This window comes from Dyella sp. SYSU CM1112 (assembly GCF_058216415.1).
The window spans coordinates 60,684-85,038 of record NZ_JBZEGI010000007.1 but is presented as its reverse complement, the minus strand read 5'-3'; the positions used below and the strand labels follow the sequence as shown (position 1 = coordinate 85,038).

Below are 24,355 nucleotides of genomic sequence, written 5' to 3'. Positions count from 1 at the left end.
CGGCGGGCCGCTCAGGCGATGACGAACATCGGCTGGTCGAATTCCACCGGCTGGCCGTTCTCGACCAGGATGGCTTGCACGGTGCCGCTCACCTCGGCTTCGATCTGATTGAACATCTTCATCGCTTCGATGATGCCTAGCGTCTCGCCAGTCTTCACTTGCTGGCCGACCTTCACGAATGCGGAAGCGCCAGGACTGGCCGACGCATAAAAGGTGCCGACCATCGGCGCCTTCACCACGTGGCCTGCCGGCAGATGGTTGGCCGCTTCCCCAGCCGGTGCGGCGGCAGGCGCGGCGGGTACCGCCGCGATCGGGGCGGGTGCCATCTGGGCGGTAGGAACTGCGGCAACCGTCACGCCGCCTTTGGGTACGCGCGACAAGCGAACGACTTCTTCGCCCTCCTTGATTTCCAGTTCGGCGAGGTTGGATTCCTCGAGCAGGTCGATCAGTTTTTTGATCTTGCGCAGATCCATGGGGCTTGCCTTCTCAGGGTCTGGGCCGCAGCGTGGCGGCCGGAAAGTGAAAGAAAACGAAAATGGCGACTAGCCAGCCGGCTTCGATTCAAGTTTGGCGATGGCCGCATCCAGCGCCAGACGATAGCTGGTACTGCCGAAGCCGCAGATCACGCCAACGGCCAGGTCCGAAAGGTACGAGTGGCGCCGGAACGGTTCACGGGCGTGCACATTGCTCATGTGCAGCTCAATGAACGGAATGTCGACCGCCGCCAAGGCGTCGCGCAGGGCCACGCTCGTATGGGTGAAAGCACCGGGATTGATGAGGATGTATTCGATCTGCTCATCCCGCGCCTGGTGAATACGGCCGATCAGCTCGTGCTCGGCATTCGATTGATACCAAGCCAGCTCGTGTCCGGCCGATTGGGCACGCTGGGCCAGCTGCTGATTGATGTCGGCCAGCGTCTCCCGGCCATAAATGTCCGGTTCGCGCACGCCTAGCAGGTTGAGGTTGGGTCCATGCAGGACCAGCAGCTTCGCCATAGGCTCCAGGCAGCCCCCGGGTGTCCAGAATTTGCGAAGTGTGCGCGCTGCCAGGAATGTTGTCCAGTTCGGCGCAGTTCGGCGCAGTTCGGCGGAGAACTAAGGCAATCACCGTGCGGGAACGTATGGCACCTGGTTTGGCCTCTCAGGGTGAGGACGTCGGCGATAGCCAGTGTGCCAATTGGCTTTTGCTGAGAGGGCCGCGTTGGACGGCCAGGATGCGCCCGTATTCATTCAGCAAGACGCTGAAGGGCAGTACTTCAGCGAGATCGCCAAAGCGGAGCGAGGTGCTCGGTGAGCTCAACTGGCCCAGCAGCACCGGATAGGCGACCGGGCGGGTGGCTAGAAACGCACGCACGCGAATAGGGTTATCCATCGCAATACCCAGCACGATCGCTCCCTGATCGCCGAACTTACGCTGCGCCACGTTGAGTGCGGGTATCTCATCCAGGCACGGAGCGCACCAGCTTGCCCAGAAATTGAGCAGCACTCGCCGCCCATGAAATTCGGACAAGCGATGCTCTTTGCCGTCGAGGTCGCGCAAGGCGAGGTCGGGACGAAGATCGCCGATGTTCGCCACCTGCACGCCCGGTGGAATGCGCGCCATTCGACTTTCATGCTGCAGCCATCCGCCCGCTATCGCGGCCAGAAGCGCCAAGCTGAGGATGACCAGGTTGGCTCGGCTCAGCATGATCCGTGGCCCTTCATCCCTTGGCTGCTTCAGTCAGGGCCTGCTCCACCAGGGAAAAGGTGAGCACTGTCGGCAATGGCTTGCCGGGACCGCCACCCTTCGGAAATACGACGTATAGCGGCACGCCGGGGGAATGGTATTGCTGCAGGAAGGCCGAGATGGTGGGGTTCACGTCGGTCCAGTCGCCTTTCATATAGACGGTGCCGGTACGTTTGAGCAGCGATTTGAAGCTGTCGCCATCCAGCACGGCATGCTCATTGGCTTTGCAGGTCACGCACCAATCAGCAGTCATGTCTACGAAAACAGGCCTGCCGGACTTGCGCAGCTCGGCAAGCTTCGCCGGCGAGTAGGCCACGGTGCCATCGGCGGGCATGCCTGTGATGTGTGCCGGGGCGGGCAGGGTGGCGAGGTAATACAGGGGTGCCAGGGTAAGCAGGGCCAGCGGTGCGACCAAGGAGCGGCTGAAGGTGCCATGGCCGCGGCTGCGTTCGAACCACCAAAGCGTCATAGATAGCAGCACGGCGGCGACCAGTAGCAGACCTACCGCATCGGCACCACGCTGATGGGCAAGCACCCATGCCAACCATGCTGCCGTGAGATACATCGGAAACGCCAGCACTTCCTTCAGCGTTTCCATCCAGCGGCCGGGACGCGGCAGCCAACGCGACAGCGCCGGCACAAAACCGACGGCGAGGAAAGGCAGCGCCAACCCCAGTCCCAAAGCAGCGAAAACGCAGATGGCATTCGGCAAGGGTGCGACCAAGGCGTATGCCAACGCTGTGCCCATGAAAGGCGCCGTGCAGGGACTGGCTACAACGACTGCCAGAACACCCGTAAAGAAATCACCGGCAGAGCCGTTGCGATTTGCAAGCGAACTGCCAGCGTTGCCAAGCGAGGTACCGAACTGCACTACGCCGGACATGGACAGGGCGACCGCCAGCATCACTAGCGACAGCACCGCCACCACCAGCGGATTTTGCAGATGCGCACCCCATGCAGTTTTCAGCGCGATGATCATTGCGCCAAGCGCAACGAAACTTATCAGTACGCCAGCCGTATACATCAGTGCATGCCTACGCCGCCGCGTCGGACTTTCACCGCTTTCGATCAAGCCAATGGCCTTGATCGATAAAACCGGCAGCACGCAGGGCATCAAGTTCAGGACCAAGCCGCCACCGAGTGCGAGCAACAGCGCGTACCACAGGTTTACCTTGAACGATTCCGATTTTTCCAACGGCGCCGGTGGCATCTCCGGTGCGGGATTGGCCGCGGGCGCGACCGTTGACGTGCCACTCCCGGTTAGATCGATATGAGCCTCGCGCGTCATGAGCGGATAGCAGAGGCCGCCGTCCTGGCAGCCCTGGAAGCTGGCAACCAGGGCAAGCGACGGCATGCCTGACGTATCGCCTTGAACGGCGACCGGCAGGGTCAGTTCATCGAAATACACAGTAGCGTTACCGAAGTGCGCGTCCTGGTGCGTCGTGCCTGCGGGCCATGCTGGCGACAGCGAAAGCTGTGGCGCATTTTTCAACCCGAGTTGCGTCTGGTCGCGATACAGGTAGTAGCCCTTGGCAATCGTCCAGCGCAACAGCAGGTGATGGGTGTCCTGCGCAATCGCGTCGAAGCGAAACGCCTGTTCCGCGGGTAACGGGGTGTTGCTGTCGCCTCCAAGCGATGATGGACGCGAGTCCAACAGTGCCTGCAGTTTGTTCGACGGTTGGATGGCCGCGGCGGGCAATCGCAGATTGAATTGCTCGGTATGCGGCGGGTAGCAGACTTGCGGATCGGTTTCGTGGCATCCCTGAAAACGCACACTCAATGCGAGCGTCGTGATGCCCGGAGCGACGGTATAGGGAATGGTGGCGTCGACGCTGTGGTGATAGGTCTCCACCGGTCCCAGGTAAGGGTCGGTGTGCTTTTCGCCGTCGGGAAGCTGCGCTTTGCCGAGCGTAACGCCATCGCCACCCTTGAAGGCCATGCGACCGCGATAAAGGTAGTAATCCTGCGCGATGGTCCAGTGCAGCTTCACCACACCCGGTGTGCTGGCGTCGGCGGTGAGCTTGTATGCCTCCGTCACGGGCAGCAGGCTGGCGGTATCCTGCGCGAACGCTTGCACGCCAACCATCAGGACAAATAAAACGAACAGCACTTTGGCGGCGACACGGCCGTTACGAAGCGAACGCATTCCAACTCCAGCGTATTGAGATCGCGCGGGGCGAATGATGGGAATTATGACCCAGCCCGCGACAGATGCCGGAGTGGGGGTTATTCAGGCTTTTTCGACAGCGTCGATAGCTGAAGGTGCAGCCACGCGTGGCTTCAGCATACCGGTGGTCAGTGCGACGCCGAATAGGATCACCACGCAGCCGCCGGCCATCGCGAGGGTGACTGCTTCGTTCAAGAACATGGCTCCCCAGATCACGCCGAAGACCGGGATCAGATACAGCACGGCCATCGCACGGGTCGAACCGACGCGCGCGAGCAGCCGGTAAAACAGCGCGTACGCGAGCGTGGTGCAACCTGCGGCCAAGCCGAACATGGCGACCCAGGCTTGCGGTGTGGGTGCCTTGGCCGGCCACAACCAGATCGTGAAAGGCAGCAGCATGATGGCGGAGGCGATCTGACTGCCGATAGCGACGGTCATTGGCGCCACGCTCTGGACACGTCGATGGCTGTAATGCGCGCCGAAGGTGTAGCAAACGTTTGCCCCGACACAGGCAGCCATTGCCCAGCCGATGGCGCCGCCACCATGTCCAAAACCCATGGTGCCGCCGATCAGCCATGCCACGCCGGCCATGCCGACGATCAAGCCCATGGCGCGCGTGGTGCCCAAGCGTTCTCCCAGCCAAAGCCAGCCGGATGCCGCCACCAATAGCGGCGCAATCGCGTCGAAAATGGCCGAAAGCCCGGCAGGAAGACTCTGCGCCGCATAGGAAAACAACACGAACGGTAATGCGGAATTCGCCAGGCCGATCAAGCTGATCGAACGCCAATTCGCGCGCAGCTCCATCCTGCGTTCGCGTGAGGCCAGCCATGGCAGTGAGCAGATCGCGGCACCGATGGCGCGCACGCCCGCGAGGGCCATACCACCGAACTGCGCGGCACCCATGCGCATGAACAGGAACGACGCTCCCCATAGGGCGCCAAGCAACAGCAGTGCGGCGAGATCGGACTTTTTCATGGCGAAGGTCGGAATGGGAGCCTATAAACAAGCGTAAGGCGACGCAGTGACAGAACCTGTCAGCAGCTTTGAGCAACCGCTGCGGCGCATGATTAAGCGCCGTGGCGTGTGCTTGCGTCCTGGCCGAACAGCACCCGTCGTTCTTCTTCTGATATCGCTTGTTTAGGGGCATACACATTCTCGACACCTGCGTAGGTGCGCTTTGTGGCCGGCCGCGTTGCGATGTCTTCAAACCACCGCTTGAGATGGGGGAAAGCGGCCAGCTCCTGTCCATGTACTTCGTGCGGAACGATCCAGGGGTAACAGGCGATGTCAGCAATCGAAAAGTCGCCCGCCATGAAAGGGCGATCCGTCAGCTGCCGGTCAAGCACGCCATACAGGCGCGCGGTCTCGCGGGTGTAGCGGTCGATGGCGTACGGCACCTTTTCCGGCGCGTAGACGTTGAAGTGGCCGATCTGCCCGGCCATCGGGCCCAGGCCGCCTACCTGCCAGAATAACCACTGCAACACCTCGGCACGGCCGCGCGGGTTGCGTGGCAGCAGATGACCGGTCTTCTCGGCGAGATAAAGCAGGATGGCCCCCGACTCGAACAGCGAAATGGGGGAATCGCCATCAACGGGTGCGTGGTCAACGATCGCCGGGATCTTGTTATTGGGTGAAATGGCGAGGAAGGCAGGCTGGAATTGCTCGCCTTTGCTGAGACTTACCGGGATCTCACGGTAAGCCAGCCCGATCTCTTCCAGGAGCAGTTTGATCTTGAGTCCATTGGGTGTCGGGGCAAAGTAAAGGTCGATCATGGTCCGTGTCTCGCTTTGATAATGTCGCCATCCTAGGCGCTATCGGACTAGAGCCACATTGTGAGACATGCCTGATGTGATGCCTGCCCTTAAAAGGGGAAACAGCCTACCGCTCACCTGCGGATCGCACCCAGTCCAGATAAGCCGTGTGCCCGTATTCGACCGGTACGGCAACCAGTTCGGGCAGTTCATAGGGATGCAAGGCTAGAACGCGTTCTTTCAAGGCTTCGAAGCGGGCGACCGTGGTCTTGATGATCAGCAGTTCTTCGGCATCTGTGGTGACATCGCCTTTCCAGCGATAGGTCGATTGAATGCCGGGAATGCGATTGACACAGGCGGCGAGCGATTCGTCCACCACCGACTCGGCCAAGTGCTGCGCACTGGCGGCATCTGGACAGGTGCAGTAGCAGAGCAGAACCGTTTCGGAGGTGGACATGAGACCTCGTCAGGTGGACGTTTCTTTGCGGGACATGAGGCCGTAGTTGCTGAATTTTTCCAACACCTGTGTCACCTCGGTGTCGTTGAGCAACGCCGGTTTGCCGACCTGCAGCGCCAATGCATACTGGCGGGCCAGTGTTTCCACTTCCACGGCTCGCCACATCGCTTGTTCCAGCGTCGCGCCTGCCGCGATCATCCCATGGTTGGCGAGCAAGCAAGCCAGGCGTCCGTGCAATGCCTGTACGACGGCATCGGACAGCTCCTGTGTGCCGTAGGTGTAGTAGCCGGCGCAACGGATCGAATCGCCGCCGCTGACCGCGATCATGTAATGGGCTGCCGGGATATCCATGCGGCACATTGCCAGCGCAGTGCTATAGGGCGGATGGGCATGCACCACGGCATGCACGTCCGGGCGTGCGGCATAGATGTCCCGGTGGAAACGCCACTCACTGGACGGGCGTAGCCCTTCCGCGTGGCGTCCATCCATCGCTACCTGCACCACGGACGCGGGTGTGATCTCTTCGTAGGGCGTGCCGCTGGGGGTGATCAGGAATCCGTCGCCATGGCGCACGCTAAGGTTGCCGGAGGTGCCTTGGCTCAGGCCTGAGGGGGTCAGCTTCAGGCCGTAGCTGACAATCTGCTCGCGTAATGTCTGGTCCCTGCTCACTGCCTGGGTACTCATCTGCGTGATGTGGAAAGCGGGCATCGTCAGCGTTTTGGTCGTCGGTGTCGATCCTTTCCGAATTATCAAACCACGTCGTTTCATTGACGGCCCTTGAAAGCCCTGCCGCTTCCCCCATTAAAACTCGCACGACCCATCCGGCCCCTCTTGCAGGGGTTTTTTTGGTGACTAGAATTGGCACTCACGTACTCCGAGTGCTAACAGCGGTCACCAAGGCCGGCCCGGGGTCATCCACTTTTCAACCCAAGCCATAGCTGGAGTTCATCCCATGAGCAAACTGCGTCCGCTGCACGATCGCGTCATCGTCAAGCGCCTGGAAGAGGAGCGTGTCTCCGCCGGCGGCATCGTCATCCCCGATAGCGCTACCGAAAAGCAGACCCGCGGCAAAGTCATCGCCGCCGGCGAAGGCCGCATCCTGGAAGACGGCAAGGTCCGTCCGATGTCGGTCAAGGCCGGTGAAGTCGTGCTGTTCGGCAAGTATGCCGGCCAGGAAATCAAGATCGACGGCGAAGAGCTGGTCTTCCTGAAGGAAGACGACATCGTCGCGGTGATCGAAGGCTGATTGCCTCTCCCGCCTCTCTTGGCATCCCCATAACTGAATTTGAAGGAATACACCCATGGCAGCTAAAGAAGTCCGCTTCAGTGAAGACGCGCGCTCGCGCATCCTCAAGGGCGTGAATACCCTGGCCAACGCGGTCAAGGTCACGCTGGGCCCGAAGGGCCGCAACGTCGTGCTCCAGAAGAGCTTCGGCGCCCCCACCGTCACCAAGGACGGCGTGTCCGTCGCCAAGGAAATCGAGCTGGCCGATCCGTACGAGAACATGGGCGCCCAGATCGTCAAGGAAGCCGCTTCCAAGACCTCGGATAACGCAGGCGACGGCACCACCACCGCGACCGTGTTGGCCCAGGCGTTCATCCGCGAGGGCATGAAGGCCGTCGCCGCCGGCATCAATCCGATGGATCTGAAGCGCGGCATCGACAAGGCAGTAATCGCCGCTGTCGAAGAGTTGAAGAAGCTCTCCAAGCCGACGGCTGACGACAAGGCCATCGCCCAGGTCGGTACCATCTCCGCCAATTCCGATGTCGCCATCGGCGACATCATTGCCACGGCCATGAAGAAGGTCGGCAAGGAAGGCGTGATCACCGTCGAGGAGGGCTCGGGCCTCGAGAACGAGCTGGACGTGGTGGAAGGCATGCAGTTCGATCGCGGCTATCTCTCCCCGTACTTCATCAACAACCAGCAGAGCCAACAGGTCGAGCTGGAAGACCCGTTCATCCTGCTGTACGACAAGAAGATCTCCAATGTGCGTGAGCTGTTGCCGATCCTCGAAGGCGTGGCCAAGGCCGGCAAGCCGCTGCTGATCGTCGCCGAGGAAGTGGAAGGCGAAGCGCTGGCCACCCTGGTGGTCAACACCATCCGCGGCATCGTCAAGGTTGCCGCCGTGAAGGCGCCGGGCTTCGGTGACCGCCGCAAGGCGATGCTGGAAGACATGGCCATCCTCACCAACGGCCAGGTCATCTCCGAAGAAGTGGGTCTGCAGCTTGAGAAGGCCACCATCCAGGATCTGGGTCGCGCCAAGAAGGTTGTGGTGACCAAGGAAAACACTACCCTGATCGACGGTGCCGGCGAAGCGGAGAAGATCCAGTCGCGCATCAAGCAGATCAAGGCGCAGATCGAGGAGACCTCCTCCGACTACGACCGCGAGAAGCTGCAGGAGCGCGTGGCCAAGCTGGCCGGCGGCGTTGCGGTGATCAAGGTCGGTGCCGCCACCGAAGTCGAAATGAAGGAAAAGAAGGCCCGCGTCGAAGACGCCCTGCACGCCACTCGTGCGGCTGTCGAAGAAGGTGTGGTTCCCGGCGGTGGCGTGGCGCTGATCCGCGCGCTCAAGGCCGTTGACAACCTGAAGGGTGACAACGAAGACCAGAACCTCGGCATCGCCATCACGCGTCGTGCGCTGGAAGCTCCGCTGCGCGAAATCGTGTTCAACGCTGGCGCCGAGCCGTCCGTGATCGTCAACCAGGTCAAGGAAGGCAGTGGCAACTACGGCTACAACGCGGCCACCGGCGAGTTCGGCGACATGGTCGAAATGGGCATCCTGGATCCGACCAAGGTGACTCGTTCTGCGCTGCAGTACGCCTCTTCCGTGGCGGGTCTGGCTATTACCACCGAAGCCATGGTGGCCGAGCTGCCGAAGAAGGAAGAGCACAACCATGCGCCGGCTGGCGGCATGGGTGGCATGGGCGGTATGGACTTCTAAGTCCTGCGCTTTTGCGTAATGTCAAAAGGCCGCGCAACAGGCTGTGCCAACGCTCCAACCTGATGCAGCCAAAGTGGCGTGATTGACAGGCAATGCCCTCGGAACCCCGAGGGCATTGTTGTTATGGGCCATGTGATCGCGAAGGGTGCAGCCAAAGCACACTGTTTCCGTTGTATCTGGAGGACTTGATCCCTGCTGATCATGCCCTTCGAGTAATCCAGGCCTTCGTCGACAAGCTGGACATGAGCGCTCTGGGTTTTTGTCCGCAGTCAGGCTATCAGCACGGGCCGTCCCGGCGATGGCTCAAGCAATCTGCTCAAGCTGCACCTGTATCAACTGCCTGGAGCAGGCGCGTCATCGCGTTGTCTGCCAGTGAGTTCGCTACTGCGCTGCCGGCAATCGGTGGACTGGCCGGCAACTTCTTCGCCGCCTGCTAATGGAATAGGCGGATATGAAGGTAGGCATCCGTTTCGATCTGGCAGAGAATTTTATTTTCATGATTCTCATCCACCGGAACGCCGTCGATAGAAATAAGCTTCTTCACGAACAACATATAAGGAATGGCGTGCTCTCCGAACGTCTTGATGACGAACTCGCTATTGTTGATTGCTTGCCGACTCGTGACGAAGTTGAAGATGCCTTGCGGATAAGTGCCGTTCAAAAAATCAAATGGCTGATTCTCCGGAGTAAAACTCTCGATCCTGAAAGTCGCTTCGGCGGCGCTGAGAGAGAAGCGGCAGCCCTCGTCCAAGGTAATGGTATTGAAGTGCATCTCGGCGCACACGTTGCCGCCGGCATAGATGCTTGATCCGCCGCTGCACATAAGAGACTCACCGTACAGCGAAGCTTCCGCGTCATCTTGCAAATAAAGTTGCGCTTCAAACAATTTCATTCCGCCGCTGGATTTAAGCAATAACCTCGACTGCTCGCTCAAGACGATCGAGCCGCCCGTTCCAAGCCAGTCGTATGCCGTGATGGAAACACTCGCGTTGCCAGATAGAGAGCTTCCATTGACGGGTCCCTCAAATTCATTGCATTCGATATCGACTAAACCACCGTCCTGCACCGTCAGGATCATGGATGCTGACGGCATATCATTGGGTTTGATCTCTATGGACGGCGTATTGCTGGTCGTGAAGGATCCCGTGTCCTGTATTTTCAGCGACAGAGGCGCAAGGACCATCAAATTTGCCGTATCGAGGATCTGGAAACTGGAATCACCCGATACCGTTATGGCTATTTGAGCGGACGGAATACCCGGGTCAGCCGCCAGATCAAAAGTTGGGGATAATGCCTGTCCCGTGTAGGCGCCGTTATAGACGAGCGTACCGTTTTTCAGGGTCATGGCTGTTTCATCAGCTGCCGGTAGGCCGGTATTTTGCCAACCCCACAGAGTGATTCCGTCAGCGAGAATATCCGCATCAGTAACCTGCAGTGTCAAAGTCTGCAATGGAGCATCCAGCACGAAGCTTGTGCCAAGATCTTTGTTGAAGCTGTCCGCCGCGCCGGTCAAGGTGCGGGTAGGTCCGTTATAGACTTGATTGGCACTCGGATCCCACCGAAACGCTGAAGCCGCCATCGTCCTCTCCCACTCAATCTGCTTCCCCCGGATTGCTCTTCAGAATAATCCTCCACGCTTGCTGCTCGATTTTGGACAAGCTCCCAAATAGTTTGCGAAGCAGAACGTTTCCGACCTGAGCTGACTACGCGCTCATCGGCGCTGACGCGACCATGGGTCTTCAAAAAATCGCAAGTTTCCTGCAACAAAAAAACTCCGCTTACGCGGAGCTTTTTATGCGGCACTAAACCGAGGTAGGGCTGTTTTAGCGATGAACGCCCATGATTGCTGCTGGAACGTCTTCCTGTTCGGCTTCCTGTTTCGCTACGGCAGAATTGGGAGGCAACAGGCTGGCTGGCAGCAACTTGTCCAGTTTGCCCTTCATACGCAGGACGGCGACACTTGCCATGTCCTTATCGAACTGCTGCTGTTGCGCGTCGAGGGAGACCGGTGACGCACCGGGCGCGCGAGTCAATTTCGCGAGGGAGGGAGCCAGTACCTGCGTGAGCGCAAAGTACGCATTGTCGTGAATGCCTGCGCGTTCGAGCAGAAGGCCCGGCAACATCCACGAAGCCATCTCCATGCGCTGTGGCTGGCCGGGATTGCGCGGATCGATCAATAGCCATGTGCCTGGCTCGCCAAGCATGTCCTGCCCGTCCACGAAGCCGGTTTCACGATAAGCCGCGGTAAGCCCGGGCAGATGGTCGCCATAGAACAGCAGCAAGGTCGGGCGGCTGCGTTTGGCAAGCAAAGTCGCCAGGCGTCCGAGTTCTTCATCTGCATGCTGCATATGATAGAGGTAGTTTTGCACCTCCACCTTGTCCCTGGCATCGACCACCGACGGAACAGGAATCGCATCGCGCGCGGCGGGGTCCTTGGGGGTCACATCGTAAGGACCGTGTGCCTCCAGGCTGATGGCGAACAGGAATTGCGGCGGACCGGAATCTTTCAGCTGCGCCATGATCTCGTCAGTCATGGCACTGTCGGCCATGTACTTGCCATCCATCGGGGTGTCGTGGGGGAAGCTTGACTGCGAGACGAAGCGATCGAACCCCAGCGCCTTGAACGCAGTATTGCGATTCCAGAAACTTGGATCGTTGCCATGAATGGCGACGGTTTCATAACCATGCGCACGCAGCGTGCGCACCATGCTCGGCACGACTTTGTCAGTGAGCTGCAAGTACGGAAACTGCATGTTGCCGAAGTAGCGCAGCGAAAGACCGGTCAGCACTTCGAACTCGGTGCGGATGGTGCCGCCGCCATAGGTTGGAATGTGCAGCGGGCCGCTCATGCCCTCCTGCGCGAGGCGATGGAGGTTGGGCGTGAGATCGGTGTTTTCATAGCCGCGGATGATGCTCGGGTCGAAAAACGACTCGCTCTGCACCACTACGATATCGGGCAACGCTGTGCCCCGGTCTGGTGTTGCCTGCATGCGCGCACGCACTGCGTCGCCGGTGGCCTGGAGCAGGTTGCTCACCGCTGCCGGATCGGCCTTCTGTTTAGTGCGACGGTCTTGCAGATGGAACATCACCAGCGAGCTGACCAGCCCGGAATGGTTGGTGGTGGCAGCCGCCGACCAAGGCTCCAGCCAGAGCTTGTGGCCGTTATAAAGATCGCGCCAACCGGGTACGCCAAGCAGCAGCGTGACCAGCGTTGCGGCAAGCACGCCACCAGTGGCGAGTCGTTTGCCACCCGTGCGGCGGCCAAAAAGCGGTGGCTCGTAACGCCACATCGCCGCCATCGTCAGCACGCCACCGATGATGGCGAGATAGATCCATGGACTGTGCGGAAGATAACTGCCGAGGACATGCATGCCGCCTTTGCGTAACTGCCCCACCATGCGGAAATCGGCTGGCAGCAACGGCGTTCCGAGGTTGGCCACCTTCAGGGCGTTGACCCCATACATCACTGCCTGCAGCAAATAAGCCAGGCCGAACGACAGAAAAACGCGCCGGGTCATGGCCAGCAGCAGCAAGGCCAGCAGCAAGCCCGGTATGGCATTGGCGAGCGGGAAGGCTGGCTGGGCGAGCCACTGCGATGCCGCGACGCCCGCATGGCCATCAAGCAAGCTGGTCAGCAGCGCAAATAGCACTGCAATCACCAGCACCAGCACCACCCGCAAGGCGGCACTGCGTCGTGAAAGCCAGGTGGAAGGCAGGTCGCTCATGCAGTCCGTAAACCGTCATCCAGAGGTGAGGACTGTAACGCGACTGACATGAATCGGTTGTCAGGCGGCCTTCCCGTGTCAGGACGGGTTCATGCCGCACAACCGTGGCTACAACGCTTGTCCTGCCAGTGAGCTTGCACCTGGGCGGTTTAGGCCCTAGGCCGCGTCCGCTAAATGCACGGAGCCAGCCAAATCAGATGCACGGGGTGCCAGCCACTCGCCGAACCAGTGCATGGTCTTCGCCATGGCCGCGACCTCGCCAAGAATAAGCATCGCCGGCGCACGCAGGCCGTGATGAGCGGCGAGCGTCGGTAGCTCTTCCAACACACCGGCCAGTGTTCGCTGGCTCGAAAGCGAGCCGTTCTCGATGAGCACGAACGGCGTATCGGCAGCGCGTCCATGAGCGAGCAATTGCCGGGTCAGTTCGTCGAGTTGGCTTACACCCATGTAGATCGCGAGGGTTTGCCGCTCACGCGCGAGGTCGGCCCAATCCTGCGTATTCAACGAGTGCTGGCAATGCGCTGTAACCAGGCGCACCGATTGCGCGTAATCGCGATGCGTGAGCGGCACGCCGCTGTAGGCTGCGCAGGCAAGCGCCGCAGTAATGCCCGGAATCACTTCACAGGCAACGCCGTGCTCGCGCAGAAAGGCCAGTTCCTCGCCGCCGCGCCCAAAAACAAAGGGATCGCCGCCTTTCAGCCGGACTACCTTCTGTCCCGCCCGTGCGTGCTCAAGTAGCAAGGCATGGATCGATGCCTGCGGTGTATGCGCGCCGCCGCCGCGCTTGCCGACTGCAATCCGCCGCGCATCACGCCGCGCCAGTTCAAGAATGTCGTCGCTGATCAAAGCGTCATGCAGAATCACATCGGCTTCATTCAAGGCCCGCAACGCACGCAATGTAAGCAGGCCTGGATCGCCCGGACCTGCGCCGACCAGTGACACGGAACCCTGGACTTTCAGGCATGCATGTCCATCCAATGCGGCAGTCAGTGCCTGCTCAGCGCGAGCGGATTGGGCTGTGCGCAAAAGTGCCGCAACAGGACCGTCATGCAGCCAGTCATAGAACGCGCGACGCGCTGCAAGATCTTCGTAGCGCGCGCGAATACGGGCGCGATAACGCTGAGCGAGTTGCAGCAGTGGGCCGATGGCAGGATCAAGCAAACTTTCGATGCGTTCGCGCAGGCGCCTTGCCAATACCGGCGCCGTGCCGCTGGTTGAAATAGCCACGAGCAACGGCGAGCGGTCGATCACCGCGGGAACCTGGAAGCTGGAGAGCGCGGGATCGTCCACCACATTCACCAGGCATCGCCTGGCTTGCGCATCGTTAGCGATACGCGCATTTAAACGGCGTGAACGTGTGGCGGCAATCACTAGCCATGCGCCATCCAGCCATTCGGATTGATAAGCACCGGAGCGATAACGGATATGTCCCTGCTGAGCCCACTCGCGCAATTCGGGAGCCAGCATGGGTGCGCCCACCATGACCTTGGCGCTGGCTTTCATCAGCATGGAAACTTTTCTGGCCGCCACGTCGCCGCCGCCCACCACCAGCACAGGGCGATCGGTCAAGTCGGCGAACAGCGGGTAGAGCTGCATGACGCGTGTCCTTAAACGCAAGAAAGCTTGAACACGCTAACGCCGTTGCCGGCTCCACGGAAATGGCCGCTGCGACAGAAGTTATGCCGACTTGGCATAGGCCGTAAGCCTTTGTTGCGGAGACTGATAGATGTATAGACGTCCAAATAACACTGTGTTAAGGTCCTGCGATGACCGGTAATGGGCCGGTGCGTGTGGAGAACGTGATGAAACGCCGTCCAGAGTGGTTCGTGAGCTGTATGTGCTGCGCCATGCGCCTGGCACAACCTTGCACGCGACCCGTTCTGGAGCCGATCTCATGACCCTCACGCAACTCCGCTATATCGTCGCCATCGCCGACGCGGGCCTTAACATCACGCTCGCCGCCGATAACGTTCATGCGACGCAGTCCGGCATCAGCAAGCAGCTCAAGCAATTGGAAGGCGAACTCGGTTTCCAGGTCTTTACCCGCCGCGGCAAGAGCCTGGACGCGATCACGCCGGCCGGTGCGCAAGTGCTGGAAAGAGCGCGCAGCATCCTGCACGAAGCACGCAATATCCGCGCGCTGGCCGCCAACCTGCGCGAAGAAGCGCACGGCGAGCTGTCGGTTGCCACGACGCATACGCAAGCGCGCTTCGTGTTGCCGGATGCTATCGCGCGCCTGAAGCAGCAATACCCCGATTTGGGGGTGCACATTCGTCCGCAGGGCGAAGGTCGCATCATCAGCTTGTTCGAAAGCGGCGAGGTGGACCTGGTCATCGTCAGCACCAGCGGCCAGGCGCCGGAAGGCGGCATCGCGGTGCCATTGTTCCGTTGGTATCGGCGTGCCGTCGTGCCGCAAGGCCATCCTCTGGCCAAGCTGGGGCGCCCGCTGCGTATCGAGGACCTGTCCGAACACCCGCTGGTCAGCTACGAATCGTCCCTGCAACCGGAGTCGTCGCTGCGGCGTGCCTTTGGCGCTGTGGACCTCAGCCCGCGCATCGCCTGCACATCGGTCGATGCGGACTTGATCAAGACGTATGTGCTTGCGGGCCTGGGTGTGGGCATCCTCGCCGAGATGGCGATTACGCCGGCGGACGCACGCGAACTGGTCTCGCTCAACATCGATCATCTACTGCCTGTCTGCACCAGCTGGATGGTGTTGCGTCGCGACCACGTGCTGCGCAGCTATGTGGCACAGCTGGCGCGACTGGTGGCGCCGCAAATCGACGAGGCCGAATTGCGGCGCGTCGTGGCCGGTCATGCGGAAGCGCAGTGGCCCGTGCCGCCGTTGTGGAGCGAGTTGCAGTCGCGTACGGTTCGGCGCACTGTGACGCGCGCCGCCTGACACATGCCGCACCGCTCGCAGCGAGCGGTGCGGCAAAGATCGCGGGCAGCCTCTCAGACCAACTCCTTACTGCGTAGCCATGCAACGACGCGGTCAGCGGCTTCGCCCACCGAGGTCGCGCTGGTGTCCATGCGCAGCTCTGGTGCGGCCGGTATTTCGTAAGGATCGTCAATGCCGGTGAATCCCTTGATCTTGCCGGCGCGCGCTGCCGCATAGAGACCTTTGCGATCGCGCGCTTCGCATGTTTCCAGCGGGGTGGAAACATGGATCTCCACGAAACGTCCATGCGCCTGTACCAGTTCGCGCGCTTCGGCACGCGCACTTGCATAAGGTGCAATAGGCGCGCAGATGGCAATGCCGCCGTGGCGTACGACTTCGCTTGCGACATAGCCGATGCGCGTGATGTTCGCATCGCGATCTTCGCGTGAGAAACCCAGTCCCTTGGATAGATGCCGACGCACTTCATCACCGTCGAGCACGGTGACGGGGCGGCTGCTGGTTTCAAGCAATTTAGCCAGCACCGCTTGCGCCAGGGTGGATTTGCCCGAGCCGGAAAGGCCGGTGAAGAACAAAGCGAAGCCCTGGCGTGCATGGGCGGGGTGACGCTCACGCAGAATCCTGACTACATCCGGAAACGTGAACCATTCCGGGATCGCCTCTCCGTCGTGCAGGCGTCGCCGCAGTTCCGTACCTGAGATATCGCGGACCTCATCACCGGTTTCGACTTCGGGCTGTGGAACGTAAGCATCGCGATTCGCGGCATAGACCATAGCCGGGAACGGCACGATGCGAATGCCGAGTTCGTCTTGATGCTCGGCCAGCAAGTCTTGTGCGGCGTAGGGATCGTAGAACGGCTCGCCTTGCGCATCCTTGCCGGGGCCGGCGTGGTCGCGGCCTACGATGAAGTGACTTGCGCCGTAGTTCTTGCGAATGATGGCATGCCATAGGGCTTCACGTGGGCCACCCATGCGCATCGCCAGCGGCAACAGCGAAAGCGCGGCGTGGTCCTGTGGATAATGATCCAGCAGCGCGCGATAGCAACGTACACGCGTGTAGTGATCGACATCGCCCGGCTTTGTACGTCCTACCGAGGGATGGATCAGCAGCTTTGCCCCCACTTGTTCCGCTGCACGCAGGGTCAGCTCACGATGCGCGCGATGCATCGGGTTGCGCGTCTGGAACGCGACGATGCGGTGCCAGCCGTGCTGGTGGAACCAGTCGCGCAATTGGCGTGGACTATGGCGCAGCGCGGTGAAGTCGTAATGCGCGGGCGGCTGGATGCCCTGCACGCGACCACCGAGATAGACCGAGCCCGTGCGATCCAGCAATTCCGCGACGCCAGGGTGTGTCCGGTCGGTGGTGCCAAATACCTGCCGTGCCTCGGCAAGGTGATCAGGAAAATACACATCCTCCACCGTAAGCACCGCAAGCGGCGTGCCTTGCGTATCGTTGAGGCTGATCTGCGCGTGTTCGGGGAGGCGTGCGACGAAAGCCTCGTCCACGTCCAGCACGATCGGCATCGGCCATAACGTACCGTCCGCCAATCGCATGTTGCTGACGACGCTGTCGTAATCCGCGCGACCGAGAAATCCCTGCAATGGCGAGAAACCGCCGTTGAGAAGCAGTTCCAGATCGCATAACTGACGTTGGTTGAGGGTCCATTGCGGCAGCGATGCACTAAGTCGCTTGAGCGATTCGGCTTCGGGTGCAGAGACGTAGAGTTCACGCAGTACGCCGCCGTGCGGCGCCACCAGCGCTTCGTGTTCGGCCGAGGCAAGCTCGGCGGCCAGGGCTTTCATGAGGGTGTCCTTGAATCGGGGCTGTTGCTCGTTCTATGCATTGGCTGCGAGCCTCGGTCTGCATCGCGCCAATCCGTTCGTTTTTTCGTGTTGCTATGTTTGCCTACACATCCAGGTGCAGTCCGCATTCGCGCTTGATGCCGAAAAAGCGGGTGTCCTCCTCGCGCATGCCAGGTTCCCAGCGGCGTGTGGTATGCGTATCGCCGATCGAGATATATCCCTTGTCCCATAGCGGGTGATAAGGCAGGTCGTGACGGCGCAGGTAAAGACCGACATCGCGATCGGACCAGTCGATGATCGGATGCATTTTCCAGCGGCCATGTCGATGATCGAGGACGGGCGTGGCGGCGCGGCTCAGTGATTGCTGGCGGCGAAGTCCCGCAAACCAGGTGCCGGCATCCGTCTCGGCCAGCGCATGTTGCATCGGCTCTACTTTGGCGAGGCGGTTGTAATGGTCCAGGCCTTCGCGGCCCTGTTTCCATAGTTCTCCATGCCGCGCTTCCAGCCATGCTGGCGACAAAACAGGGCGAACGATGTGCAGGTTGAGCGACAAGCGCTCGGTCAGTTCATCGATAAAGCGGTAGGTTTCCGGAAACAGATAGCCGGTATCGATGACGATCACCGGAATGCGTGGCACGCGTTGCGTAAGCAGATGCAGTGACACCGCCGATTGCGCGCCAAAGCTCGATGACAACACATGCGTGCCGGGCAAATGTGCCAAGGCCCAGTCGATGCGATCTTCCGCCGTAAGCGCGAGCAGCCACGCGTCCAGCTTGACGCGTGCACGCGCATCATTGGTCGCTTGCTCGGGGGTGGGCAGGCTCATGCAAGCACCTCCACTTCAAGCGGGTGGCGAGGAGCGGGCAGTACGCCGCTGCGCACCAGGAAGTCGCCGAAGCGTTCCTGCTCATGACGTTCCGCTGCATAGCGGGCAAACAGCCGGTCGAGTTCCGCCAGGATTTCGCTTTCGTCGATGTTCTCGCGCACGACGCGATTGAGCCGCCGGCCCACAAAATCTGCGCCGAGGCGCAGGTCGTAACGGCCAATCGCGCGTCCCACCAGCGCAATCTCGCCAAGATAAGGGCGCGAGCATCCGTTCGGACATCCGGACAAACGCAGCAGGATCGGTGCATCGCTCAAACCATGTCGATCGAGCAAGGCTTCGATTTTCGGCAGCAGTTCCGGCAGATAGCGCTCGCTTTCCGCCATCGCCAGTCCGCAGGTCGGAAAGGCCACGCATGCCACGGCATGACGCCGGATGCCGCTGAGGCGACGATATCCATCCAATGTGTAGGCTTCGACGAGCGCATCGATGCGCTCGCGCTGCGCCTCGGGTACGTTCGCGATGATCAGGTTTTGATTGCAGGTCAGCCTGAAATCGCCCTCGTGCACTTCGGCAATCGCACGCATGCCGCTGAGATGCAGTTGGCCGGGACGATCGGCGATACGGCCCGATTCGACCTGCAGCGTGAGATGCCAGCGTCCATCGTCGCCTTCTGTCCAGCCGTAGCGATCGCCATTGTGATCGAAGTGGTAGGGCCGCGATGGCTGCAGCGTGAAACCAATGCGCTGCTCCAGCTCCGCCTTGAAGGCAGCCAGGCCCATGTTGTCGATGGTGTATTTCAGTCGTGCGTGTTTACGCTCCTGGCGATCGCCATGGTCGCGCTGCACCTCGATCACGCCTTCAGCTGTGCGCAGCAATTGCTCGGGCGTCACAAAACCGATGACGCTGCCGAGTCGCGGATACGTGCTGGGGTCGCCATGGCTTGCGCCCATGCCGCCACCGACGGCTACATTGAAGCCGAGCAGTTCATCGTGTTCGATGATCGCGATCAAGCCCAGGTCTTGCGCGAAGACATCCACATCATTGGTGGGCGGCACTGCCACGCCGATCTTGAACTTGCGCGGCAGATACGTTGGCCCGTACAGCGGCTCGCTCTCTTCTTCGCCGCCGGCCACCTGTTGCTCATCCAGCCAGATTTCATGATAGGCGCGCGTCTTCGGCTTCAGGTGCTCGGACAAGCGTTCGGCCCAGTGGTAGGCGAGCCGATGCGCCGGGGAGTGGACCGGATTGGCGCTGGCGACAACATTGCGGTTGACATCGCCGCAGGCAGCGATGGTGCTTACCAACGCTTCGTTCATGGCGGCGATAGATCGCTTCAGATTGCGCTTGAGCACGCCATGCAACTGAAAGGTCTGGCGCGTGGTGATGCGCAGGGAGTGATTGGCCCAGGTGCGTGCTATATGGTCGAAGGACAGCCATTGCGCGGGACTTAGAATCCCTCCGGCCAGCCGGGCGCGTACCATGAATTGATAAGCCGGCTCCAATTTTTGCTTGCGGCGCTCTTCGCGCAGATCACGATCATCCTGTTGATAGCTGCCGTGGAATTTCAGCAGCTTGTTGTCGTCATCGCTGATCGCGCCCGTGACCGGATCGGCCAGGCTCTCGGTCAGCGTGCCGCGCAAAAACCGGCTACGCGCCTTGACGCGTTCGAAATCGGATAGCGGCGTATGGCTCATCGCAAACCTCAGTACACATCGCGGGCGTAACGGCCCTGTTGGATCAACTGATTGAGCCACGCCTCGGCGTCTTCGACACTGCGTCCGCCATGCTCGGCCACGATCGCGATCAGCGTCTTATGCACGTCCTTGGCCATGCGGCTGGCATCGCCGCAGACGTAAAGATGGGCCCCGTTTTCCAGCCACTCGTAAAGTCGCCGGCCTTGTTCGAGCAAGCGGTGTTGCACGTAGATTTTTTCAGCCTGATCGCGCGAGAACGCAAGGTCGATGCGATACAGCTGGCCGCTCTTCAAGGCGTGCTGCCACTCGGCCTGATACAAAAAATCGGAATACATGTGCGGATTGCCGAACACCAGCCAATGGCGGCCACTGGCCGCTCGCTCGGCGCGCTCTTGCACGAATGCGCGATACGGTGCGACGCCGGTGCCGGCGCCGATCATCACGATGTCACGGTCATCGCCGGGCAACCGAAAGCGCTCGTTGGCTTCGATGAAGACAGGAACGGCTTGGCCTTCTCTCTGCGCAGCGAGATAGCGGCTCGCCACACCCCAGCGCGAAGCGCCGTCCAGCATGTAGTCCACGTGGCTGACCGTGATGTGCACTTCTTCGCCGACGACTGCCTGGCTGGACGCGATCGAATACAGGCGCGGTGCCAGCGGACGCAGCGCCTGCACCAACGCATCGGCCGTCCAGTCGGCGGGATGGCGCTGCAGCAGATCCAGTACCTGCCATTGCCCGAACAATGCCGATAATGCATCACGTGAGGCGGGTGACAACCAATCGCGCAGTTGGGCATCGCCGCTGCGCTCTGCGTGCGCGGCAAAGAACGGCCGGGTCAGTTGCGTCAGCTCCCGTCGTTCGGCAAGCCAGGTTCGCAGCGGGTATTCTTCTTCGCCCGCGCGGACGCGTGTGTCACCGTCCAGCCGCAATGTCTTCAACACGGCGTCGACCAGCTCGGGCGACTGGGTGGGCCATACGCCGAGCGCATCGCCGGGGGAATAGCGCAGGCCAGAGCCTTCCAGCGACAGTTCGACATGGCGCACGTCGCGGTCGCTATCGCGGCCGGTGATGCGCTGATTGAGCAAGATGGGCGATGCGAACGGCTGGTCCCGATGCCAGGCGGGTACGCTGCGTGAAGTGCGCAGCGGCGTCACTGTCGCGAGCGGTGTAGCGATCTTCAGCTGCTCGCGTGCCTGCTGCAGCGCCTGCTCCAGCCAAGGCTGCGTCACTGTTTCCAGGTCGATGTCCGCCTCGCCGGCCGGGAGCAGCCGTTGTGCTCCCAGTGTCGCAAGGCGTTCATCCAGGCCGCGACCGATCGCGCAGAAGTCCGGGTAACTGGAATCGCCCAAACCCAGTACGGCATAACGCAAGCCATCCAATTTGGGAGCGCGTGCGCTGTTGAGAAATTCGACCAGCGCGCGCGAATCGTCCGGCGGCTCGGCGTCGCCTTGTGTGCTGATCACGATGTAAAGCAGACGCTCTTGTTTCAGTTCGCGGGTGGCGTAGGTATCTGCGCGAACCACCCGCACCGCGAGGCCGGCTGAGCCTGCACGACGCCCAAGTTCCTCGGCCAGGCGCTTGGCATTGCCGGTCTGGCTGCCGTAAAGCACGGTGAGGCGAGCTTGGGCTTCGGCCGCAGGCGGTGCTTCACCGCTACTTTTCCCCGGCGTCTGGCGTTGCGCCGCCACACCCGCGAGATAGCCGGAAAGCCAATGCAATGCCGGTGCTTCCAGCCCGTCGACAAGGCGTGCAACCAGCGATTGCTTGTCCTCCGGCAGGGGTGAGAGTGTGACGGCCGTCATCGTTGCGTGTCCCTGGACGTTTAGACGTCCATCTAGTCGAGCAATGTTAGAACTCCGTTTATTTGCCAAGAAATGATGGCGCGGCATAACCGCATGCCATTCCCTCCTTTCCATTGCACAAAACCGGCCGGGCAGCATGGATCAAGGCGCATCTCCAAGGCGTCTTAGGGACTGTTTGCTCTCATCGACCCATGCGCCGCTTGCGGTGCCGGAGTTGCTTATGCCGCGAAGATCCAAGCCAGGCCGTGTCAATGCCATCTTCACATCCGTCTTTCTCGGTGCATTAGCCGTGCTGGCTTGTCGCCCAGCGGCTGCTTCCGACGATGACTGGTTAAATCACTGGCCCACGCAGGTACAGCTGAGCGATGGCACGGATATCGGCCTGGTATTGCGTTATCAATATGACGTCAACGACTTTTCACATGACGACAATAAATTCACGGACGCGCATACCAACCGTCGCCGATACCTGGGCTTCTATGTAAGAAAGCCGGGGGTCTATGACGCCACTCTTTATTACGATTTCCAGTCCCAGCAATGGCAGGACGCCTTTGTCCGTTTGCAGTCGCAGGCGTTGTTCGGTGAGGACTTCGGCGCCCTGCGTTTTGGGCAAAGCAAAACGCCGGTAAGTTTCGAGGGCGTCACCACTTCTACCCAAACCACCTTCATCGAGCTGGCGTTACCGTCGCAGGCGGTATACGAGAATCGCCGGATCGGCGTCGACTGGGCGATCCAGCGGCAACATTGGCTGGCTAGCCTCGGTTATTACGGGGAGAATATGGAAGGCAGGAACAACGGCCATACAGTGGCCGCTCGCGTCGCCTGGGTGCCGATTCATGAAACGGCTCGCGTGTTGCACCTGGGCGTGGCGGCATCGCAGGAGCGGCCCTATGGCATCGTCGATGCACTCGGTGTCCAGCAGCCATCTACGGCCAGCTTCAAATCGTTGCCCGAAGCGGGGCTTACCACGACGGCCTTGGTCAGTTCTGGCACGCTGACAGGTGTCAATCACATCGATCGAGTAGGGCTGGAAGGCCTGTGGATCCAGGGACCGTGGTCCGTGCAGAGCGAATACCTGCAAGCGCACACCGCTTTCGACGTGCCAAAGCCGCGCTATGACTTTGACGGCTATTACGTGTTCGGTACGTGGGTGCTCACGGGAGAGTCCCGCCGATACCAGGGCGGCAACGTCAAGAATGTGATTCCCTCGCATCCCTGGGGCGCCGTGGAGTTTGCGCTGCGTTACAGCGAGCTTGATCTCAATGACGGGCCGGTGCAGGGCGGCAAGGAGCATGACTGGACGGCTGGGCTCAATTGGTACGTCGGTACGCATTTGAGGCTGCAGGCCAATTACATCCGTGCGTTCAGCAATCGGCGCGGACTGGTCATCAATCCGCACATCTTCGAGCTGCGGGCAGAGATTTACATATAACTAGCGGAGGGCATGGCATATGGATAGCACGATCCGTGCTTTTAGCCGTCCATCCTTCCAAACCTATAGTGCAGTGCAGGGTGGAGGCATCGCGCCGAGGAGAATGTCACGCATGAGACGCATACTGCTGGTTTTGGTAACGCTGATCTCGCTCGGCGCGGGATGTTGTGCGATGGCGGCGGATACGAGGCTTCTCAACGTGTCCTACGACCCGACCCGCGAATATTTTCAGGACGTGGACAGTGCGTTCAAGGTTTATTGGGCCAAACAGACGGGACAGAACGTCACGGTGACCACGTCCAATGGCGGCTCGGGCAAGCAGGCACGGGCGGTGCTCGATGGTTTGCAGGCGGACGTGGTGACACTCGCGCTTGCGTACGACATCGATGTGTTGGCGGACAAAGGCCTGCTTGCCAAGGATTGGCAGAAGCGGCTGCCGGACAACAGCTCGCCGTACACATCGACCATCGTCTTCCTGGTACGCAAGGGCAATCCGAAACATATCCGCGATTGGCCGGACCTGATTCGTCCGGGCGTGCAGGTGATTACACCCAATCCGAAAACGTCGGGCGGTGCGCGCTGGAATTTCCTGGCAGCGTGGGGATGGGCAGTGCGCCAGCCGGGCGGCAATGCCGACAAGGCGCGCGCCTACGTCAGTCAGCTCTATCAACACGTGCCGGTGCTGGATACCGGTGCGCGCGGTGCTACCAATACGTTCGTGCAGCGTGGCATTGGCGATGTACTGATCGCCTGGGAAAGCGAGGCGCTGCTGACGCAGCAGGAGTTCGGCAAGGGTAATTATCAGATCGTCGTTCCGTCGACCACCATCCTGGCGGAGCCGCCGGTATCGGTGGTCGATTCGGTAGCGAAGGCGCATGGCACGCGGCAAGTCGCCCAGGCTTACCTGCAGTTCTTGTATAGCCCGGAAGGACAGGCGCTTGCGGCCAAGCATTTCTTTCGTCCGCGGCTGGCTTCGGTCGCGGCGAAGTACGCCGCGCAGTTTCCGGCGGTGAACACCTTCACGATTGCGCAGCAGTTCGGTGATTGGCGCAACGTGCAAGCCACGTACTTTGCGGATGGTGGCGTGTTCGATCAGATTACGGAGGGGGAGCAGTGAGCCTCCCGTGCGACAA

The 24,355-nt window shown here is 60.7% G+C and carries 20 protein-coding genes; 5 read left to right on the top strand and 15 right to left on the bottom strand.

Features of this window, described 5'->3' with window-relative positions:
- Positions 1–11: 11 nt before the first annotated feature.
- The 8 genes from accB to AC4HNJ_RS11810 all read right to left on the bottom strand — a co-directional run bounded on the left by accB (position 12) and on the right by AC4HNJ_RS11810 (position 6,808).
- Entirely contained in the window at positions 12–473 is a 462-nt protein-coding gene (accB, locus tag AC4HNJ_RS11845; protein ID WP_490479784.1) for an acetyl-CoA carboxylase biotin carboxyl carrier protein, read from the bottom strand.
- Between the two features lie 69 nt (positions 474–542).
- Positions 543–995, bottom strand: coding sequence for a type II 3-dehydroquinate dehydratase (gene aroQ / locus AC4HNJ_RS11840; protein WP_490479783.1), 453 nt, complete (start codon positions 993–995; stop codon positions 543–545).
- Positions 996–1,140: 145 nt separating this feature from the next.
- Entirely contained in the window at positions 1,141–1,686 is a 546-nt protein-coding gene (locus AC4HNJ_RS11835) for a TlpA family protein disulfide reductase (RefSeq protein ID WP_490479782.1), read from the bottom strand.
- Positions 1,687–1,699: 13 nt separating this feature from the next.
- Positions 1,700–3,871, bottom strand: coding sequence for a protein-disulfide reductase DsbD family protein (locus AC4HNJ_RS11830; protein ID WP_490479781.1), 2,172 nt, complete (start codon positions 3,869–3,871; stop codon positions 1,700–1,702).
- Between the two features lie 84 nt (positions 3,872–3,955).
- Positions 3,956–4,867 (bottom strand): DMT family transporter, encoded by a 912-nt coding sequence (locus AC4HNJ_RS11825; RefSeq protein ID WP_490479780.1) that lies wholly within the window; start codon positions 4,865–4,867, stop codon positions 3,956–3,958.
- A 92-nt stretch (positions 4,868–4,959) separates the two neighbouring features.
- Entirely contained in the window at positions 4,960–5,664 is a 705-nt protein-coding gene (locus tag AC4HNJ_RS11820; protein WP_490479779.1) for a glutathione binding-like protein, read from the bottom strand.
- Between the two features lie 106 nt (positions 5,665–5,770).
- Complete coding sequence (cutA, locus tag AC4HNJ_RS11815) at positions 5,771–6,100, bottom strand: divalent-cation tolerance protein CutA (RefSeq protein ID WP_490479778.1); 330 nt, start codon at positions 6,098–6,100, stop codon at positions 5,771–5,773.
- Between the two features lie 9 nt (positions 6,101–6,109).
- On the bottom strand, positions 6,110–6,808 hold the full coding sequence (locus AC4HNJ_RS11810) for a class II aldolase/adducin family protein (protein WP_490479777.1): 699 nt from the start codon (positions 6,806–6,808) through the stop codon (positions 6,110–6,112).
- Between the two features lie 244 nt (positions 6,809–7,052).
- Here AC4HNJ_RS11810 and AC4HNJ_RS11805 point away from each other — a divergent pair, with 244 nt between their 5' ends.
- Complete coding sequence (locus tag AC4HNJ_RS11805) at positions 7,053–7,346, top strand: co-chaperone GroES (protein WP_115479661.1); 294 nt, start codon at positions 7,053–7,055, stop codon at positions 7,344–7,346.
- Between the two features lie 55 nt (positions 7,347–7,401).
- Positions 7,402–9,042: a chaperonin GroEL gene (gene groL / locus AC4HNJ_RS11800; RefSeq protein ID WP_490479776.1), complete on the top strand. Its 1,641-nt coding sequence runs from the start codon at positions 7,402–7,404 to the stop codon at positions 9,040–9,042.
- A 433-nt stretch (positions 9,043–9,475) separates the two neighbouring features.
- On the opposite strand, the gene AC4HNJ_RS11795 is transcribed toward groL, so the two are convergent.
- The 3 genes from AC4HNJ_RS11795 to cysG form a co-directional block, all read right to left on the bottom strand.
- Complete coding sequence (locus tag AC4HNJ_RS11795) at positions 9,476–10,621, bottom strand: hypothetical protein (RefSeq protein WP_490479775.1); 1,146 nt, start codon at positions 10,619–10,621, stop codon at positions 9,476–9,478.
- 244 nt (positions 10,622–10,865) lie between these two features.
- Positions 10,866–12,767, bottom strand: coding sequence for an LTA synthase family protein (locus AC4HNJ_RS11790; RefSeq protein WP_490479774.1), 1,902 nt, complete (start codon positions 12,765–12,767; stop codon positions 10,866–10,868).
- Positions 12,768–12,923: 156 nt separating this feature from the next.
- Complete coding sequence (cysG, locus tag AC4HNJ_RS11785) at positions 12,924–14,363, bottom strand: siroheme synthase CysG (RefSeq protein ID WP_490479773.1); 1,440 nt, start codon at positions 14,361–14,363, stop codon at positions 12,924–12,926.
- A 298-nt stretch (positions 14,364–14,661) separates the two neighbouring features.
- Here cysG and AC4HNJ_RS11780 point away from each other — a divergent pair, with 298 nt between their 5' ends.
- Positions 14,662–15,669 carry a LysR substrate-binding domain-containing protein gene (locus AC4HNJ_RS11780; protein ID WP_490479772.1) on the top strand — a complete coding sequence of 336 codons (1,008 nt, stop codon included), beginning with the start codon at positions 14,662–14,664 and terminating at the stop codon, positions 15,667–15,669.
- Between the two features lie 53 nt (positions 15,670–15,722).
- Here AC4HNJ_RS11780 and AC4HNJ_RS11775 read toward each other — a convergent pair whose 3' ends face one another.
- The 4 genes from AC4HNJ_RS11775 to AC4HNJ_RS11760 all read right to left on the bottom strand — a co-directional run bounded on the left by AC4HNJ_RS11775 (position 15,723) and on the right by AC4HNJ_RS11760 (position 21,790).
- Complete coding sequence (locus AC4HNJ_RS11775; RefSeq protein ID WP_490479771.1) at positions 15,723–17,468, bottom strand: bifunctional sulfate adenylyltransferase/adenylylsulfate kinase; 1,746 nt, start codon at positions 17,466–17,468, stop codon at positions 15,723–15,725.
- A gap of 103 nt (positions 17,469–17,571) precedes the next feature.
- Entirely contained in the window at positions 17,572–18,294 is a 723-nt protein-coding gene (locus AC4HNJ_RS11770; protein ID WP_490479770.1) for a phosphoadenylyl-sulfate reductase, read from the bottom strand.
- Positions 18,291–19,988 (bottom strand): assimilatory sulfite reductase (NADPH) hemoprotein subunit, encoded by a 1,698-nt coding sequence (gene cysI / locus AC4HNJ_RS11765; protein ID WP_490479769.1) that lies wholly within the window; start codon positions 19,986–19,988, stop codon positions 18,291–18,293. Before cysI ends, AC4HNJ_RS11770 begins: the two co-directional genes overlap by 4 nt.
- Positions 19,989–19,996: 8 nt before the next feature.
- Entirely contained in the window at positions 19,997–21,790 is a 1,794-nt protein-coding gene (locus tag AC4HNJ_RS11760; RefSeq protein WP_490479768.1) for an assimilatory sulfite reductase (NADPH) flavoprotein subunit, read from the bottom strand.
- A 220-nt stretch (positions 21,791–22,010) separates the two neighbouring features.
- Between AC4HNJ_RS11760 and AC4HNJ_RS11755 the strand changes: the two genes are divergently transcribed.
- The gene (locus AC4HNJ_RS11755) at positions 22,011–23,222 is read left to right on the top strand and encodes an OprO/OprP family phosphate-selective porin (RefSeq protein WP_490479767.1); all 1,212 of its coding nucleotides are present in this window, start codon (positions 22,011–22,013) and stop codon (positions 23,220–23,222) included.
- Between the two features lie 103 nt (positions 23,223–23,325).
- Positions 23,326–24,339 carry a sulfate ABC transporter substrate-binding protein gene (locus tag AC4HNJ_RS11750; protein ID WP_490479766.1) on the top strand — a complete coding sequence of 338 codons (1,014 nt, stop codon included), beginning with the start codon at positions 23,326–23,328 and terminating at the stop codon, positions 24,337–24,339.
- The last annotated feature ends 16 nt before the right edge of the window (positions 24,340–24,355 follow it).

Coding starts and splice junctions, on each gene's coding strand:
- aroQ (WP_490479783.1), bottom strand. CDS start 995: ATGGCGAAGCTGCTGGTCCTGCATGGACCCAACCTCAACCTGCTAGGC.
- AC4HNJ_RS11830 (WP_490479781.1), bottom strand. CDS start 3,871: ATGCGTTCGCTTCGTAACGGCCGTGTCGCCGCCAAAGTGCTGTTCGTT.
- AC4HNJ_RS11750 (WP_490479766.1), top strand. CDS start 23,326: ATGTCACGCATGAGACGCATACTGCTGGTTTTGGTAACGCTGATCTCG.
- AC4HNJ_RS11755 (WP_490479767.1), top strand. CDS start 22,011: ATGCCGCGAAGATCCAAGCCAGGCCGTGTCAATGCCATCTTCACATCC.
- AC4HNJ_RS11805 (WP_115479661.1), top strand. CDS start 7,053: ATGAGCAAACTGCGTCCGCTGCACGATCGCGTCATCGTCAAGCGCCTG.
- AC4HNJ_RS11810 (WP_490479777.1), bottom strand. CDS start 6,808: ATGCCCGCTTTCCACATCACGCAGATGAGTACCCAGGCAGTGAGCAGG.
- AC4HNJ_RS11790 (WP_490479774.1), bottom strand. CDS start 12,767: ATGAGCGACCTGCCTTCCACCTGGCTTTCACGACGCAGTGCCGCCTTG.
- AC4HNJ_RS11835 (WP_490479782.1), bottom strand. CDS start 1,686: ATGCTGAGCCGAGCCAACCTGGTCATCCTCAGCTTGGCGCTTCTGGCC.
- AC4HNJ_RS11795 (WP_490479775.1), bottom strand. CDS start 10,621: ATGGCGGCTTCAGCGTTTCGGTGGGATCCGAGTGCCAATCAAGTCTAT.
- AC4HNJ_RS11775 (WP_490479771.1), bottom strand. CDS start 17,468: ATGAAAGCCCTGGCCGCCGAGCTTGCCTCGGCCGAACACGAAGCGCTG.
- cutA (WP_490479778.1), bottom strand. CDS start 6,100: ATGTCCACCTCCGAAACGGTTCTGCTCTGCTACTGCACCTGTCCAGAT.
- groL (WP_490479776.1), top strand. CDS start 7,402: ATGGCAGCTAAAGAAGTCCGCTTCAGTGAAGACGCGCGCTCGCGCATC.
- AC4HNJ_RS11825 (WP_490479780.1), bottom strand. CDS start 4,867: ATGAAAAAGTCCGATCTCGCCGCACTGCTGTTGCTTGGCGCCCTATGG.
- AC4HNJ_RS11760 (WP_490479768.1), bottom strand. CDS start 21,790: ATGACGGCCGTCACACTCTCACCCCTGCCGGAGGACAAGCAATCGCTG.
- AC4HNJ_RS11780 (WP_490479772.1), top strand. CDS start 14,662: ATGACCCTCACGCAACTCCGCTATATCGTCGCCATCGCCGACGCGGGC.
- cysI (WP_490479769.1), bottom strand. CDS start 19,988: ATGAGCCATACGCCGCTATCCGATTTCGAACGCGTCAAGGCGCGTAGC.
- AC4HNJ_RS11820 (WP_490479779.1), bottom strand. CDS start 5,664: ATGATCGACCTTTACTTTGCCCCGACACCCAATGGACTCAAGATCAAA.
- AC4HNJ_RS11770 (WP_490479770.1), bottom strand. CDS start 18,294: ATGAGCCTGCCCACCCCCGAGCAAGCGACCAATGATGCGCGTGCACGC.
- cysG (WP_490479773.1), bottom strand. CDS start 14,363: ATGCAGCTCTACCCGCTGTTCGCCGACTTGACCGATCGCCCTGTGCTG.
- accB (WP_490479784.1), bottom strand. CDS start 473: ATGGATCTGCGCAAGATCAAAAAACTGATCGACCTGCTCGAGGAATCC.